General features: G+C 70.1%; 8 protein-coding genes. 4 read left to right on the top strand and 4 right to left on the bottom strand.

Features of this window, described 5'->3' with window-relative positions; all coding sequences use genetic code 11:
• Positions 1-6: 6 nt before the first annotated feature.
• From ctaD to ABZU32_RS00680, 3 genes are all read right to left on the bottom strand, one after another.
• Complete coding sequence (gene ctaD, locus ABZU32_RS00690; RefSeq protein ID WP_354915254.1) at positions 7-1674, bottom strand: cytochrome c oxidase subunit I; 1668 nt, start codon at positions 1672-1674, stop codon at positions 7-9.
• A 251-nt stretch (positions 1675-1925) separates the two neighbouring features.
• The gene (locus ABZU32_RS00685; protein WP_354915251.1) at positions 1926-2171 is read right to left on the bottom strand and encodes a DUF2630 family protein; all 246 of its coding nucleotides are present in this window, start codon (positions 2169-2171) and stop codon (positions 1926-1928) included.
• A 30-nt stretch (positions 2172-2201) separates the two neighbouring features.
• The gene (locus tag ABZU32_RS00680; protein WP_354915248.1) at positions 2202-3200 is read right to left on the bottom strand and encodes a winged helix-turn-helix domain-containing protein; all 999 of its coding nucleotides are present in this window, start codon (positions 3198-3200) and stop codon (positions 2202-2204) included.
• Positions 3201-3471: 271 nt separating this feature from the next.
• Here ABZU32_RS00680 and ABZU32_RS00675 point away from each other — a divergent pair, with 271 nt between their 5' ends.
• The 4 genes from ABZU32_RS00675 (at position 3472) to leuA (ending at position 16597) form a co-directional block, all read left to right on the top strand.
• A complete protein-coding gene (locus ABZU32_RS00675) occupies positions 3472-6939 on the top strand; it encodes a LamG-like jellyroll fold domain-containing protein (RefSeq protein WP_354915245.1) in 3468 nt (1155 codons plus the stop codon).
• A 95-nt stretch (positions 6940-7034) separates the two neighbouring features.
• Positions 7035-14066: a polymorphic toxin-type HINT domain-containing protein gene (locus ABZU32_RS00670; protein WP_354915242.1), complete on the top strand. Its 7032-nt coding sequence runs from the start codon at positions 7035-7037 to the stop codon at positions 14064-14066.
• A 22-nt stretch (positions 14067-14088) separates the two neighbouring features.
• Complete coding sequence (locus ABZU32_RS00665) at positions 14089-14529, top strand: hypothetical protein (protein WP_354915239.1); 441 nt, start codon at positions 14089-14091, stop codon at positions 14527-14529.
• A 355-nt stretch (positions 14530-14884) separates the two neighbouring features.
• Positions 14885-16597, top strand: coding sequence for a 2-isopropylmalate synthase (leuA, locus tag ABZU32_RS00660; protein WP_354915236.1), 1713 nt, complete (start codon positions 14885-14887; stop codon positions 16595-16597).
• A 242-nt stretch (positions 16598-16839) separates the two neighbouring features.
• Here leuA and ABZU32_RS00655 read toward each other — a convergent pair whose 3' ends face one another.
• Positions 16840-17250: a hypothetical protein gene (locus ABZU32_RS00655; protein WP_354834921.1), complete on the bottom strand. Its 411-nt coding sequence runs from the start codon at positions 17248-17250 to the stop codon at positions 16840-16842.
• Positions 17251-17312 lie beyond the last annotated feature (62 nt).

Below are 17312 nucleotides of genomic sequence, written 5' to 3'. Positions count from 1 at the left end.
GGCCGCTCACTCCTGCGATCGGCCCGCCCGCTGGATCTTCAGCGGCAGGTGGGAGTAGTGGATGTCGAACGCCGGGCGTTCGGAGCGTATCGGCGGGATGCTGGTGAAGTTGTGCCGCGGCGGCGGGCAGGAGGTCGCCCACTCCAGCGAGTTGCCGAAGCCCCACGGGTCGTCGACGGTGACCTTCTCGCCGTGCCGCCAGGTGTACCAGATGTTGAACAGGAAGGGCAGCGTCGAGGCGCCCAGCACGAACGCCCCGAGCGACGAGATCATGTTGCCCACCTCGAAGCCCTCGGTCCTGGCGTAGTCGGCGTACCGTCGCGGCATGCCCTGCGCGCCGAGCCAGTGCTGCACGAGGAAGGTGGTGTGGAAGCCGATGAACAGCGTCCAGAAGTGCCACTTGCCGAGGGTGTCGTTCAGCATCTTCCCGGTGAACTTCGGCCACCAGAAATAGAACCCGGCGAACATCGCGAAGACCACCGTGCCGAAGACCACGTAGTGGAAGTGGGCGACCACGAAGTAGGTGTCGCTCACCTGGAAGTCCAGCGGGGGTGAGGCGAGGATGACCCCGGTCAGGCCGCCGAACAGGAATGTCACCAGGAATCCCACGGCGAACATCATCGGCGTCGGGAAGGTGAGCTGGCCGCGCCACATCGTGCCCACCCAGTTGAAGAACTTCACCCCGGTCGGCACCGCGATGAGGAAGCTCATGAACGAGAAGAACGGCAGCAGGACGCGGCCGGTGACGAACATGTGGTGCGCCCACACCGTCATCGACAGGCCCGCGATGGCGATGGTCGCCCCGACCAGGCCGATGTAGCCGAACACCGGCTTGCGGCTGAACACCGGCAGCACCTCGGTGATGATGCCGAAGAACGGCAGCGCGATGATGTAGACCTCGGGATGGCCGAAGAACCAGAACAGGTGCTGCCACAGCAGCACGCCGCCGGTCTCGGGGTCGAAGATGTGACTGCCCAGACTGCGGTCGGCCTCCAGGGCCAGCAGCGCGGCGGCCAGCACCGGGAAGGCCATCAGCACCAGCATGCTGGTCAGCAGGGTGTTCCAGGTGAAGATCGGCATCCGGAACATGGTCATGCCGGGGGCGCGCATGCAGATGATGGTGGTGATGAAGTTGACCGCGCCGAGGATGGTCCCGAGGCCGGACATCACCAGCCCCATCACCCACAGGTCCTTGCCCACGTCGGGCGAGTAGGTCGAGCGCGACAGCGGCGTGTAGGCCGTCCAGCCGAAGTCCGCCGCGCCGCTCGCGGTGAAGAACCCGGCGGTCACGATCAGCCCGCCGAACAGGAACAGCCAGAAGCTGAACATGTTGAGCCGGGGGAAGGCCACGTCCGGCGCGCCGATCTGCAGCGGCATGACGGCGTTGGCGAAGCCGGCGAACAGGGGAGTGGCGAACAGCAGCAGCATCAGCGTGCCGTGCATCGTGAACATCTCGTTGTACTGCTTGTTGGTGACGAACTGCATGCCGGGCCGGGCCAGCTCGGCCCGGATGACCATGGCCATGATCCCGGCGAGGACGAAGAACCCGAACGACGCGATGAGGTACATGTTGCCGATCACCTTGTGATCGGTGGAGGTGGCCCAGCCGAGAAGCAGCCGGCCCTTGCGGGCCACCTTGCTCGCCGGAGCCGGGGCTTCCCGTGTGTAGATCACCAGCCCGCCTCCTCGTCGTACGGTCCCTGCGATCGTCCTTCCGAAGTCGTCCCGTAGTCCGATTACAGCGTGCAAAAGGGACCTAGTGTCGAAAATGCGAGCAAAAAGCCCCGAGGCTACGACCAGGCTTTCTTTGCCGACCTCGGCGCCGGCCGTACGAACGCCGGGCGTACTGACGCCGGCCGTGCGCGCCCGACGACCGGCGCGCGGCCGCCACGAGATGAGTCCGTGGCGGCGCGCTCACGGCCGGGCTACTGCTGGTAGTTCTCCACCTCGCTGACCGGGCGCGGGCTGGAGAAGTCCGGGTCCTCGCCGAACTCCCTGCGCGCCTTGCGCTGGCGCAGCAGGTCCCAGCACTGGTCCAGGGCCGCCTCAAGCTCGCGGACCCGGCCGTGCTCCTCGTCGGAGGAGACCTCTCCGGTGCTCACCCGCGAGCGCAGATCGTGCTCCTCCGCGATAAGACCCTTGATCTTCGCGAGGATCTCGCCATCCTGCATCTTCTGTTCCTCCTGTCGTCACCAGCGAGCTTACGGCGACGGCGCGGACGGCCTGCCCGCGAGCAGGCTCACACCGAGCGGCGTGAGAGCGTGGATGACGGCCTGGTGGTGGCGCCGCGTGGTGATCAGGCCGGCGTCGCGGAGGATGGCCGCCTGGCGGCTGGCGGTGGGCGGGGGCATGTGCAGGCGCAGGGCCAGTTCGGTGGTCGTGCACTCGCCCTCGGCCACGGCCCGCAGCACGCCGGCCCTGGTGCGCCCGAGCAGTGCGGGCAGCGCGAGATCACGCGCGGGCTCGAGGCCGCCGCCCGCCCAGCCGAGCTGGTGCTCGATCGGGTACACCAGCCGCGGCGGCAGGCTGGTGTCCAGCAGGGTCGTGGGGGGTCCCCAGCAGAAGAACGCCGGTTGCAGCAGCAGCCCGCGCCCGCCCAGGTGGATGTCATGGTCGGCGGGGAAGTCCAGTTCGAGCACCGGGTAGCTCCAGCGCGCCGACGGATGCAGCGTGGCGAAGACCGACTCCCAGCCCTCCGCGGCCAGCGTGCGCGACCTGCGGACGCGGTCGTGGTCGACCTGGGCCCGGACGTGCGCCCAGTACGGGCCGAGGGAGACCTCGAAGTACCGGTCGATGGCGTCGGCCACCCTGGCGAGCTCCCCGGCCGCGCCGGCCGCCAGCCCCTTCATCCACGCGCGCAAGGGACGCCCCGGGTGGCGCCGGGCCAGTTCGGCGATGTCGTCGCGTAATCGGGCGCGCGGGGTGCTCCGCACCGCCTCCACGCCGTCCCTGATGGAGGTCATGTGCCGGGTGGGGGTCATGAAATCGGCGGAGTAACCCTTCGGGGGCGCCAGGTCGGACAGCAGATGGGTCGAGACGGGAAGGTTCGGCCGCACCTGCCTGCGCCATTCCGAGAAGAACACCCCGCCGCCGGAGTTGCGCAACCGGTAAAGGCTGAGCAGCGCCTCCCACAAGGGGTCGGGGCCCGGCGCGATCGTCGTGCGAGCCAGGTCCTCGCTGGTGAAATGGATCCTCAGCACTCGCGCCACCTCCGCTTTTCCAGGCAGATGGAAAGGTGGTTCTCCAGCCGCCGGAACCCGAGGACACTCGGAGGCCGACGGGGGCCTGATCATCACCGGCGTCTCTCCGTCGGCGATGCGCGCACCGGGGACGGCCGTCTCCTGTGCGTTCATTCGTGAAACGAATTCGGCAGCCGATCATAACCGGCTCGGCGCCGCCTCTCCGAGACGGCACCCCCTTGTTTTTCAGAGCTTCCTGTGAACGCGGTCAAGGCGATTGTCTGGAGACTTGATGCGCCGCTTCCCCCACGCGATCGTCCTGGCCGTGGCCGTGTCGCTGACGACCGGTTCGTTCGTGGCCGGCGGCGCCGTCCACGCCGCGGCGCCCGCGGCGGCGGCCACCGCCGACCCGCCCGCCTGGACCGAGCAGGACGCGCTGACGCGGGCGCGCGGCGACGGCAGGCGCGTCGAGGCGCTCGCCGCGCGCACGGAGACCCGCCAGGTGTTCGCCAACCCGGACGGCACGTTCACCTCCGAGACCTCGGCCCTGCCCGAGCGGATACGCCGTGGCGGAGGCTGGGCGGAGGTCGACACGACCTTGGCCTTCGCCGCCGACGGCACCGTGCGCACCACGGCGACCCCGCTGGACCTGGCCTTCTCCGGTGGCGGGACGGCTCCGCTGGCCTCCATCGGCCAGGACGGCCGCTCGGTCGCCATGACCTGGCCGGGGAGGTTGCCGAAGCCGGTGCTCCAGGGGGACACCGCGACGTACGGCTCCGTGCTCCCCGGCGTGGACCTGAAGGTCACCGCGTCGGTGCTGGGGTTCTCCGAGGTCCTGGTGGTCAAGAACAGGGAGGCCGCGGCCGACCCGGGGTTGGCCAAGATCGCTTTCGGGATGCGGGCGAAGGGCCTGGCGGTGCGCGGGACCGCGAGCGGCGGCCTCAGCGCCGTGAACGACGCGGGCACGGAGGTCTTCCACTCGCCCGCGCCGCGGATGTGGGACTCCTCGGGCGCGACCCTGCGGCCGACGCTCGCGCTGGGGCCGGAACGCCAGAACAGGCAGGCCGTGATGGGCGTCGAGGTCGCCGCGGACCGCGTCGCCCTCACACCGGACCGCGCCCTGCTGACCGGCCCCGGCACGACCTACCCGGTGTACATCGATCCGCAGTGGTCGGGCGGCAGGCAGCACTGGACCTACGTCGACAAGTCCTACCCGTCCCAGTCGTATTGGGACTCCACCCACAGCCCGGAGGTCGGGTACTACGGCAGCGGGGTCAAGCGGTCGTTCTTCCGGATGGACTCCGACAACGTCAATGGCAAGCACATCTTGAAGGGGACCTTCCGCATCACCCAGAACAAGTCGTGGGGGTGCACCTCCGATCCCCAGGTCGTGCAGTTGTGGCTGACCGGCTCGATCTCCAAGTCCACGACGTGGAGCCACCAGCCGTCCTGGAAGGACCACCTGGGCAGCGTGGCCTCCGACGCCGGCTACAGCTCCTCCTGCCCGGACAAGGGCATCGAGTTCGACGTCACGAGCACGGTCGTCGCGGCGGCCAAGGGCGGCTGGGCGAACACCACGTTCGGGCTGAGGGACTACGACGACGGCGCCGGCAGCGTGTGGGGCTGGAAGGGCTTCAGCGCCTCGCCGAAGCTGGTCATCGACTACAACACCCCGCCGTCCGTGCCCACGGGAGTGAGCACCTACCCCGCCGCGCCGTGCGTCACGGGGGCGAGCCGCCCCTACCTCAACGGCGGCGACCCCCAGCACCCGATCAAGCTCATCGCGAGGATCTACGACCCGGACAAGGCCAACGACGGCGTCCGCGCCGAGTTCGAGATGAACCACTACAACTCCGGGACCGCGGCCTGGGAGAGCATCACCGCCTCGCTGCCCGGCGGCGGCAGGACCGCGTACGCCTACACCACGCAGGCGACCGACCACTCGGTCGTCCTCACCGGCCTGGCCGACGGCGAGACCTACTCCTACAAGGTGCGGGCCTACGACGGCACGGACGGCAGCGCGTGGAGCCCCTGGTGCGAGTTCACGGTCGACAACGTGCGGCCCGAGCAGTTGCCGAAGGTGACCTCGGCCGACTACCCGGCCGGCACCACCGACGACTGGCGGGGCGGGGTCGGGCTGGCGGGCGCCTTCACCTTCGCGCCCGGCGACGGCGAGACCGACGTGAGCGGCTTCCGGTACGCCCTGGACGACGCGAGCACCGGCACCGCCGCGACCCAGGTCAACCTGCCGGCCGGGCAGACCTCGGTGCAGGTGTCCATCGCCCCCCGGCACAACTGGGTGAACACCCTGTGGGTGTGGCCGGTGGACAAGGCCGGCAACGTGGGCACCACTCCGGCCGCCTACACCTTCTACGTCAACGCGGGCGCGGACTCCGTCGGGCGGTGGGCCCTGGACGAGACCTCCGGCGCCACGGCCGCCGACTCGGGCACCGCCCCGCACGGGGTGGCTCTGGGCGGCGGCGCCGGCTGGACGGGCGGCCGGGTGCGGGGAGCCCTGCGCCTCGACGGGACGAGCGGCTACGGCGCGACGAGCGGGCCCGTGGTGCGCACCGACCGGGGATTCAGCGTCTCGGCGTGGGCCCGCCTGACCTCCACCGCCAAGAACGCCACGGTGGTGAGCCAGTCCGGCCTGCGCGCCTCCGGTTTCTCGCTCTACTACTCCTCCTCCTACAAGCGGTGGATCTTCAACAGGCACGACACCGACGGGGACGATCCCACGATCACCCGGGCCGTCGGTGACGCCGAGCCGCAGCTGGGCGTCTGGACCCACCTCGTCGGGGTGTACGACGCTCCGGCCAGGCAGCTCCGGCTGTACGTCGACGGCATCCGCCAGTCCGCCCCCGGCGCGTACACCGCGACGCCGTGGGACGCCGGTGGCCCGCTGCAGATCGGGCGGGTGAAGTGGAACGGCGACCTCACCGAGTACTTCCCCGGCGACCTCGACGAGGTGCGCGTCTGGGACCGCATCCTGTCCGACGACCCGCAGACCGCCACCGACCTGGACCTCGGCAACGAGATCGCCGCCATGGCCAAGCGGCCCCCGGTCGAGGCGGGCCGGTGGAACCTCGACGAGGGGACCGGCGCCACGGCCGCCGACGCCTCCGGCAACGGCAGGACCGCGACGCTCAAGGGCGGCGCCGGCTGGTCCGACGACGGCCTCGACGGCTCGGCCGTGCTGAGCCTCAACGGCACCACCGCGTACGCCTCCACCGCCTCGGCCCCCGTGCGCACCGACCACGGCTTCACCGTGGCCGCCCGGGTGCGCCTCAACGGCGACGACACCTGCGCGATGCCCGACCACGTCATGACCGCCGTCGGCCAGGACGGCAGCAGGAACAGCGCCTTCTACCTCAGCTACCGCGTCTACACCGAGAACGGCGTCCAGGTGCCCCGGTGGGGGTTCTCGACCCCGAGCGACGACACCGACGGCGAGAAGATGACGGTCGCCAAGTCCGCCGACCCGGTCGACTGCTCGGCGACCAACTCCTGGACGCACCTGACCGGGGTGTACGACGAGGTCGCCAAGCAGATCCGGCTCTACGTCAACGGATACCTGTCCGACTTCCGGCCCTCGACCGGCTGGCACGCCGGCGGCGGGCTGCAGATAGGCCGGGTCAAGTACAAGGGCGCCTACGTCGACTACTTCACCGGCGACATCGACGACGTCCGCGTCTACACCGGAGTGCTCACCGGCGCCGAGATCGCCGACCTCGCCCAGGGCCCGCCCGAGGACGGCTGAGCGGCCTGCCCGTCCCCTTGAGCGGCCTGCCCGTCCGCTGAGCGGCTTGCCCGTGCTCGTCCATCGACGTTCACCACGTTCCTCCGGAGGTAGTCGTGCTCGCTGAGTGGCGAGGCTGGGTTCGGGTCGCAGGAGTGCTCGCGGTCGTGGTGCCGGCCACGCTGGCCGTCGCCGCGCCGGACGTGCGGGCGTCCGGCGGCCCGGGGTGGCACCAGGCCCAGGAGCAGTCACCGGTGCCCGGCCGCGAGGGCAAGGCCAGGCCCGCACACGCCGACCCCGGCGCGCGTTACGACCTCAAGGACGCCCCGCCGGTGTCCTGGCCCAGGCCGGGCACGGCGGTGGCCGACCCGGCACGGGCGACCACCGCCGCGAACCAGGCCACGGACCGGGCCACGGACCAGGCCACGGACCAGGACAGGAGCCGGGCCACGGCGACGCCGGCCAAGGTGCGCGCCGGGACGCTTCCGGTCTGGATCGGCCCACCGGCCTCCGCCGGCGCCGCGGCCGCGCAGAGCTCCGACGGCACGTCCGCGGACAAGTCCGACGGCACGTCCAAGGAGAAGCCCGACGGGGCCGCCGCCGGGAGCGGGAAGCCGTCGCCCACGCCGTCCGACGGCCCGATCCCCGCCGTCCAGGTGCGGGTGCTGGACGCCCAGGCCGCCGCCCGGTCCCAGATCACCGGCCTGGGCCTGCGACTGACCCCCCAGACCGCGCCCGCCGGCCGGTCCCGCATGGCGGTGGAGGTCGACTACTCGGGCTTCCGGTACGCCTACGGCGGCGACTGGGGTTCGCGGCTGCGCCTGGTACGCCTGCCCGACTGCGCCGCCACCACCCCCGACCGTCCCGAGTGCCAGACCCGGACGCCGCTGCCGACCCGCAACGACGTCACGACGGGCCGGCTGGCCGCCGACGTGGACCTCTCCTCGGCCTCGACGATGACGCTCGCGGCGGTGGCCGCGCCGTCGGGCTCGGCGGGCACCTACGAGGCGACCTCGCTGTCGCCGTCGGCGACGTGGGACGTCAGCGAGCAGAGCGGCGCGTTCGCCTGGAGCTACCCCCTGCGCCTGCCCCCGACGCCCGGCGGGCCGACCCCGAACCTCGCCTTCGCCTACTCCTCAGGCGGCATCGACGGGCGCACCGTCGCCACCAACAACCAGGCGTCCTGGATCGGCGAGGGCTTCGACTACTGGCCCGGCTTCGTCGAGCGCCGGTACAAGCCGTGCGCCGACGACGGCGTCACGCCCAAGCGCAACGACCAGTGCTGGGGCAACCACAACGCCACCCTGTCGCTGAACGGCCAGGCCACCGAACTCGTCCTGGACGACGCGACCGGGACCTGGCAGCCCAAGGACGACGACGGCACCAAGGTGCAGCGGCTCACCGGCGCCGACAACGGCGACAACGACGGCGAGCACTGGAAGGTCACCACCCCCGACGGCACGCAGTACTACTTCGGTCTGAACCACCTGCCCGGCTGGAGCGCCGGCAAGACCGAGACCGACTCGACCTGGACCGTGCCGGTCTACGGCGACGACGACGGCGAGCCCTGCCACAAGGACGGCGGCTTCTCCGACTCCTGGTGCCGCCAGGCATGGCGGTGGAACCTGGACTACGTCGTGGACCCGCACGGCACGGTCAGCACCTTCTGGTACGGCAAGGAGGGCAACTACTACCGGCGCGACGTCACCACGCTCACCGACGGCGTGCCCAACGGCACCCCGACCTCCTACGACCGCGGCGGCTACCTCAGCCGCATCGACTACGGCCAGCGCGCCGACGCGATCTTCTCCTCCTCGGCGCCCGCGCGGGTCTCCTTCAAGGTCGATGAGCGATGCGTCCCGACGTCGACCTTCGACTGCGCGGCCGCCAAGTTCACCAAGGACAACGCCAAGTACTGGCCGGACGTCCCCTACGACCAGAAGTGCGACTCCGGCGAGAAGTGCCTGGACGACTACTCGCCGACCTTCTGGTCGCGCAAGCGGCTGACCTCGGTGACCACGCAGGTCCTGGTCTCGGGCAGCACCTACAAGGACGTCGACATCTGGACGCTGGACCAGAAGATGCGCCCCCCGGGGGACGGCACCGCCCCCACCCTGTGGCTGGCCGGCATCGAGCACACCGGCAAGGTCGGCGGCTCGGCCGCGCTGCCGTCGGTGCAGTTCGAGGGCGTCCAGAAGCCCAACCGCGTGGACGCCCTCGAGGGACGCCCGCCGCTGACCAAGTGGCGCGTCTCGGCGATCGACAACGAGACGGGCGGCTCCCTGTCGATCGCCTACTCCGACGAGGACTGCGTCGCGAGCGACAAACCCGACATCGGGACCAACACCCGGCGGTGCTACCCCCAGTACTGGTCGCCGGAGGGCGCCACCGCTCCCAAGCTCGACTGGTTCCACAAGTACGTCGTCACCCAGGTGCGCGCGATCGACCGCACCGGCGGAGCACCCGACGAGGTGACGAGCTACGAGTACCTCGGCGGCGGCGCCTGGCACCACGATGACGACGACGGCCTCACCAAGGAGAAGTACAAGACCTGGTCGCAGTGGCGCGGTTACGGCAAGGTGCGCGTCACCCACGGCGAGGCCCCCGAACAGCTCTCGCAGTCGGAGACCACCTACTTCCGCGGCATGGACGGCGACGAGCTGCCCGGCGGCGGCACCCGCGACGTGAAGGTCTCCGCCTCCGAGGGCCCGCCGCTGGACGACGCCGACGCCCTGCAGGGACGGGTCCGCGAGGAGATCCACTACGACGGCCCCGGCGGCCCCGCCATGAGCGGCACCGTCACCGGCTACTGGGTGAAGCAGACCGCCAAGCGGGTGCGCTCCTGGGGGACGACGACCGCGACCATGGTGCGCGAGAACCAGGAACGCGTCCGCACGGCGCTGGCGTCCGGCGGCTGGCGGTACACCTCGACCGGCACCGTCTACAACGCCGACGGCCTGCCCACCCAGGTGGACGACCTGGGCGATGAGTCCACGGCGGGCGACGACCAGTGCACCCGCACCACCTACACCGCCCGCGACGACGCCAATTGGCTGATCTCCTACGCCTCCCGCGTCGAGTCCGTCGCCAAGGCGTGCGGCGCGACGCCCGACCGGCCCGGCGACGTGCTCTCCGACGTGCGCAAGTACTACGACGGCAAGGCGCTCGGCGCCGCGCCCGCCAAGGGCGACGTCACAAGGACCGAGAAGCTCGGCTCCTGGAACGGCGGGCCGCAGTACGTCACCGTCGGCACCAGCACCTTCGACGTCTACGGCCGGCCGCTGGTGGTCACCGACGCCTCCGGCGGCACGACGACCACCGCCTACACCCCGGCGACGGGCCTGGTCACCGTCAAGCAGGAGACCGACCCGGCTCGCCACGTCACCAGGACCGAACTCGAGCCGGCCTGGGGCCTGCCCGTGGCCACCGTCGACGTCAACGGCAAGCGCACCGACCTGGCCTACGACCCGCTGGGCCGGCTCACCGGCGTGTGGCTGCCCGGCCGCGCCAGGTCCTCCTACGCGGCCACCCCGAACATGAGGTTCGCCTACCTGATCCGCACGGACGGGCCGACCTCGGTGTCCACCTCGACCCTCCGCAACGACGGCGCGAACTACACCACCGGCTACGCCCTCTACGACGGCCTGCTGCGCCACAGGCAGGCCCAGCAGCCCGCGCCGGGTGGCGGCCGGGTCGTCGAGGACACCCTCTACGACACCCGCGGCCTGGTCGGCAAGAGCAACCACGAGTATTACGCCGAAGGCTCGCCCGGCACCATCCTGTGGACCCCGGCCAGTGACAACGACGTCCCCGGGCAGGACGTCACGCTCTACAACGGCATGGAGTGGCCCACCGCGCAGATCTTCCGCAAGCGCGGCGCCGAGCAGTGGCGCACCACGACCACCTACGGCGGCGACCGGGTGAGCGTCGACCCGCCCAAGGGGTCCACGCCGATCACCCGGATCACCGACGCGGACGGCCAACTGGTCGAGCTGCGGCAGTACAAGGGAGACGGCCCCAGCGGGGACTACGACTCCACCCGCTACACCTACACCCCGACCGGGCAGCCCACGACCGTCAAGGACGCCGAAGGCAACACCTGGAGCTACCACTACGACCTGCTCGGCCGCCTCGTCCAGCTCGACGACCCCGACAAGGGCTCCTCCACGCTGGCCTACGACGACCGGACCGACTGGCTGCGAAGCGTCACCGACGCCCGCGGCAAGAGCCTGTCCTTCACCTACGACGCCCTCGGCCGCAAGACCGCCGAGTACGAGGGCACCTCGGCGAGCGGAACCAAGCTCGCCGAGTGGAAGTACGACACTCTGCCGGACGGCACCGTCGTCAAGGGCCAGCCGACGTCCTCGACCCGGTACGTCAAGAACACCACCACGGGCGCGACGGACCTCTACACCACGGCCGTCACCCGCTTGGACGACGCCTACCGGCCGCTGGAGACCCAGACGACCATCCCCGCCGCCGAGGGCGCCCTGGCCGGCACCTACACCGCCACCAGCGACTACAACCTCGACGGCACCGTCCACCGCACGACGCTGCCCGCGGCCGGCGGGCTGCCCGGGGAGACGATGCTCTACGACTACGACGAGCTCGGCAACCCCACCACCACGCGCGGCCTGACCCCGTACGTCACCGCCAGCACCTATTCCAAGCTCGGCGACCTGCTGGACCTGACGCTGTCCAGCGGCGGCAAGCGGCTGAAGGAGACCAACTTCTACGAGGAGGGCACCGGCCGGCTCACCCGGTCGCTGTTCGAGCGCGAGACCTCCCCGATCTCGGTGGCCGACACCAACTACAAGTACGACGAGTCCGGCAACATCACCAAGATCGCCGACACCCCGTCCGGCCAGACGCCCGACGTGCAGTGCTTCATCCAGGACCACCTGCAGCGCCTGACCGAGGCCTGGACCCAGGCCGGCGACTGCGCGGAGGCGCCGTCGGCCGACGTTATCGGCGGACCCGCCCCGTACTGGCAGTCCTTCGCCTACGACCGGCTCGGCCAGCGCACCAAGGAGGTCGACCACCAGACCGGCGGCGACCTCACCAAGACCTACACCTACGCCGGGCCCGGCAAGCCCCGGCCGCACACCCTGACCTCGGTCGCCTACCAGGGCGGGGAACGCGACGGCCAGAGCGACGCCTATGCCTACGACGCCGCCGGCAACACCACCGAACGCGGCTCCGGCCGCACCCTCGAATGGGACGTCGAAGGCCACCTGGCCAAGTCCATCGACCCCTCGGGCGTCAGCACCTACGTCTACGACGCCGACGGCGAACGGCTGATCCGCCGCGACCCGGCCGCGACCACCCTCTACCTCGGCGACACCGAGATCCGGCTCGACAGGACCACCGGATCCAAGAGCGCCACCCGCTACTACAGCCACGGCGGCCAGGTCGTCGCCGCCCGCACCAACGGCAAGGGCCTCACCTGGCTCGCCGGCGACCACCACGGCACCACCGACGTCTCGGTCTCCGACGACGCCGCCCAGACGCCCACGCGCCGGCGCTTCGACCCCTTCGGCCGCCAACGCGGCACGCCGCCGTCGTACTGGCCCGGCCGGCGGGGCTTCGTCGGCGGCGTCATCGACGAGGCCACCGACCTCACCCACCTCGGCGCCCGCGAGTACGACGCCGAGACCGGCCGGTTCATCTCCGTCGACCCGGTCTTCGACAACGGCGACCCGCAGAGCTGGAACGGCTACGCCTACGCGGGGAACAACCCCGTCACGATCAGCGACCCCACCGGCCTCGACGGCCCGCTGACCGGAAACCAGGACTGCTACTACGCCGGGAAGAACTGCGGCGGTGGCGGTGGCAAGAGGGATAGCGGCGGTCCGCCGCCGCCGGCACCGAGTGCCCCGCGCCACTGCGGCACCTTCAGCTTCGGCTGCAAGGCGAAGAACTTCTGGGACCAGCACAAGGCCACGATCGTCAACGTCGCCGTCACGGTCGTCGTCACCGTCGGCTGCGAGGTCGCCACGGGCGGAGTCGGGAGCGTCGGCTGCGCGGCGGCGGGCGGAGCCGCGGGAAACCTGGCCGGCTACCTGGTCTCGACCCCCCGGGACCAGTGGAGCGCGGGCGGCGCCTTCAAGTCCGCGGCCGTCGGCGCCATCAGCGGAGCGGCCGGCGGCTTCGCGGGCAAGGCCGCCTCGGCGGCCCTGGGCAAGCTGGCCACCACCGCGGCGGGCAAGGTCGTCGCCGGAGCGGTCGGCAAGGCGGCCGGCAAGGCCAGAGCCGCCCTGGGCAAGCTAGGGGGCGCCGGCGCGGAGGACGCCGAGGGGGCGGCGGCCAAAGCGGCGGCCAAGGCGGGCGGAAAGCCGCGCGCCGGCTCGGGCTCCCCACGGGGCTGCAACAGCTTCGTCGCCGGCACCATGGTCAAACTCGCCGACGGCTCCGCCAAGGCCATCGAGAAGATCAAGCCCGGCGAGAAGGTCCTGGCCACCGACCCATTGACCGGTAAGACGGCCCCCCAGCCCGTCCTGGCCGCCTTCTCCGGCGTCGCCTACCTCGCCCTCGTCCAGATCACCGTCGACACCGACGGCAAGAAGGGCGACGACACCGCCGTCATCCTCGCCACCGAACACCACCTCTTCTGGGACACCAAGCACCAGACCTGGACCCGAGCCGAAGACCTCACCCCGGCTGACCGCCTACGGTCACCCGGCGGCCAGAACCTCCCCGTGGTCACCGCCATCCCCCTACGGATCCACCCCACCGTCCACGACCTCACCATCGCCGACACCCACACGTACTATGTGGTCGCCGGAACCACGCCGGTGCTGGTCCATAACAGTGGAGGATGTCTTCGCGCTCTCCGGAACTGGAGCAGTCAGCGGTTCCAGTTCGGGGATCAGAACTTTTTGCTCGACAAGAAGGGAATGGAACACATCCTCACTCGCCATCACCCGAAGTATTGGGATGGATCGGTCAAGGAAGAACAGACCTTCTTCCATCCGAGTATGAGCATCGATGACGTACAAGACGCTATCGGCCAAGTCATGCGACAGAATCGCGATACGCTGGTTCAGCGAGGAAGCCAGGGTATGTATCAGATTCGCGGGAACGTTGGCGGTACCGATTACGTACTCGGTGTGAACAGAGGGCGAGTGGGTCAGTTCTTTCCGGAATAACCGTAGTCGAAGGACCCCAGAAGTGGTCGAGGTCGAGACGTTCCTGAAGGCTGTGGACGGTAAGTTCGTGCGGGTGGAAGCTTGCCGGACCCCGCCCCCCGACAGTGACTACATTGAAGGAGCAATACGACTGTCCGTTGATGGGCTGGAAGTCATCGGCACCGAACAGTGGGATTACGTTGACCAGCTCTGGTGTTATATCGCCGAGATGGTGAACAAAACGCAGTCGTCAGGTTACGCGGAGACATATTTCCCGGATCAGCCGATCAAGTTGTCTTTCCGGGCTACCGGGTCTCGCGTGTTGCTGACTGTCAAGATAGGCGATGAAGTGAAGACGGCAAGTGCCGCATCCGTGGAGTTCTTGGATGCGGTCAAAGCGGCTGGGGTGATCTTTTTCAGGAAGATGTCCGAGCTTGCCCCGGCTAATTCGTATGCCGAGGCGCTGCGGGTACTGTCGGTTTGACCAAGCCAGAGGCCCCGCCGGGAATTCTCGAGTCCGGCGGGGCCTCTGGGATCCTGGCGGCAGTAGTTGACGGGGCTGAGCGAGCGGCTATGACCCCTTGGTGCCCCTGATCGGGTGATCGCGTTACGGGGATGGGGCGGGGTCTGCTACCGTCGTTCGTATGCTGCGCGGGCTGCTTCTTAGCTGCCGCGGCGAGGGCCTGTAAGAGGCCGGCTCCCTCGCCGCGGAGCGAGCCATGCGCGTCGGCCGCTATGAGGGTTAACCCCGGTGGCGACCACTTTCTGAGGTTTCAGACCAGTTCAGGTGTTGTGTCCTGACGTGTGCCGCCCCGGTTCCGACACGACCAGGAGCACGCATGTATCCCAAGCAGCAGTCCAGCGCCATGCCCGTCAAGCGCTACCAGTCCTTCACGCCCGTACGCCTCACCGACCGCACCTGGCCCGACAAGGTCATCGACCGGGCCCCCCAATGGTGCGCGGTCGACCTGCGCGACGGTAATCAGGCGCTGATCGACCCGATGGACTCCCACCGCAAGCTGCAGATGTTCGATCTGCTGGTCCGCATGGGCTACAAGGAGATCGAGGTCGGGTTCCCCGCCGCCTCGCAGACCGACTTCGACTTCGTCCGGCAGATCATCGAGGAGGGCCGCGTCCCCGACGACGTGGTCATCCAGGTGCTGACCCAGGCCCGTCCCGAGCTGATCGAGCGCACCTTCGAGTCGCTGCACGGAGCCAAGCAGGCCATCGTCCACCTGTACAACTCCACCTCCACGCTGCAGCGCCGCGTCGTGTTCGGCCAGGACAAGGACGGCATCACGGCCATCGCGGTCGAGGGCGCCAAGCTGTGCAAGAAGCTCGCCGAGACCATGGGCGACACCGAGATCTACTTCCAGTACTCGCCCGAGTCCTTCACCGGCACCGAGCTGGAGTACGCCAAGGAGGTCTGCGACGCCGTCAACGACGTCTGGCAGCCCACTCCTGACCGCAAGGTCATCATCAACCTGCCGGCCACCGTCGAGATGGCCACTCCCAACGTCTACGCCGACCAGATCGAGTGGATGCACCGCAACCTGGCCTACCGCGACTCGATCGTCCTGTCCCTGCACCCGCACAACGACCGCGGCACGGCCGTCGCCGCCGCCGAGCTGGGCTACCAGGCCGGCGCCGACCGCATCGAGGGCTGCCTGTTCGGCAACGGCGAGCGCACCGGCAACGTCTGCCTGGTCACCCTGGGCCTGAACCTGTTCTCCCAGGGCATCGACCCGCAGATCGACTTCGGCGACATCGACGAGATCCGCCGCGTCGTCGAGTACTGCAACCAGCTCCCGGTCCACCCCCGCCACCCCTACGGCGGCGAGCTGGTCTACACGGCCTTCTCCGGCTCCCACCAGGACGCGATCAAGAAGGGCCTGGAGGCCCTCGAGCGCGACGCCGTCGCCGCAGGGGTTCCGGTCGACGACTTCGCCTGGGCCGTGCCCTACCTGCCGATCGACCCCAAGGACGTCGGCCGTTCCTACGAGGCGGTCATCCGGGTCAACAGCCAGTCCGGCAAGGGCGGCGTCGCCTACATCATGAAGGCCGAGCACGGCTTCGACCTGCCGCGCCGCCTGCAGATCGAGTTCTCCGGCGTCATCCAGTCCCACACCGACGACGAGGGCGGCGAGGTCACCCCGGCGCAGATGTGGGAGGTCTTCAGCGACGAGTTCCTGCCCAACGCCACCAAGCCGTGGGGGCGCTACGGGCTGCTCGCCCACCGCAACGTCTCCAAGGTCGACGAGAAGGACGCCATCAGCGCCGACATCCGCGTCGGCGACGAGATCCGCGAGGTGGAGGGCGTCGGCAACGGCCCCATCTCCGCCTTCGTCGACGCCCTCGGCCGCATCGGGGTCGAGGTCCGCGTCCTGGACTACACCGAGCACGCGATGAGCGCGGGCTCCGACGCCCGGGCCGCCGCCTACGTCGAGTGCCAGATGGGCGACCGCGTCCTGTGGGGCGTCGGCGTCGACGGCAACACCGTCACCGCCTCCCTCAAGGCCATCCTCAGCGCCGTCAACCGCGCCCTGCGCTGACGCTGACGCGCCGTGGGCCCGTCCGGCGGTCGACCCGCCGGACGGGACCCTCGTCCGACAGTGCCCGCCGGACGGGACCCTCGTCCGACAGTGCCCGCCGGACGGGCCCCGCCGTCCCGCCTGCGCGTCCACTCCGCGTGCCCCGCCCGCGCGTCCGCCCTGCGTGCCCCGCCTGCGCGTCCGCCCCGCCGGCCCCGCCGCGTTGGCCATGTCGGCTCCGCCTGCCGCGTCTGCCGGGAGTCTCAGGTGTGCGCGGAGCGGTGCAGCAGCATCACGCCGAGCATCAACGGCAGCATGGCCAGGTGCGCGAGCACCATGAGGGCGCCGCCGTCGATCACGCCCAGCCAGAGCAGCGGGAACAGCGGGACGGCCGGGGCGAACATCGCCGCGCACATCTCCAGCGTGTGCCGCCAGGAGTGGCGGCGCACCCGCATCCACACGGCCATGCCGACCGACATGTCGAAGGCCATCAGCAGGTAGCCGACGTCGGGGTGCCGAGTGTGGGAGACGTCCAGACCCGCCGCGGACCGCAGGAACCCCAGGACGGCCATTCCGGCGGCCATCGCGATAATCATCTCGACGTAGTGCAGGGTGAACCGGAGCCATCCGCCGCGCGCGTCCGCGGAGGTCGATGTCGTCGTTGTCTGCGTCATGGTCCGACTATGTGAGCCGGGCGCGCCGCGCCCAAGGGACGCCGACGGTGAGGTCCGGAATC

This window comes from Sphaerisporangium sp. NPDC005288 (assembly GCF_040607475.1).
Taxonomy (GTDB): domain Bacteria; phylum Actinomycetota; class Actinomycetes; order Streptosporangiales; family Streptosporangiaceae; genus Sphaerisporangium; species Sphaerisporangium rhizosphaerae.
This window is presented reverse-complemented; position numbering and strand designations above follow the sequence as displayed.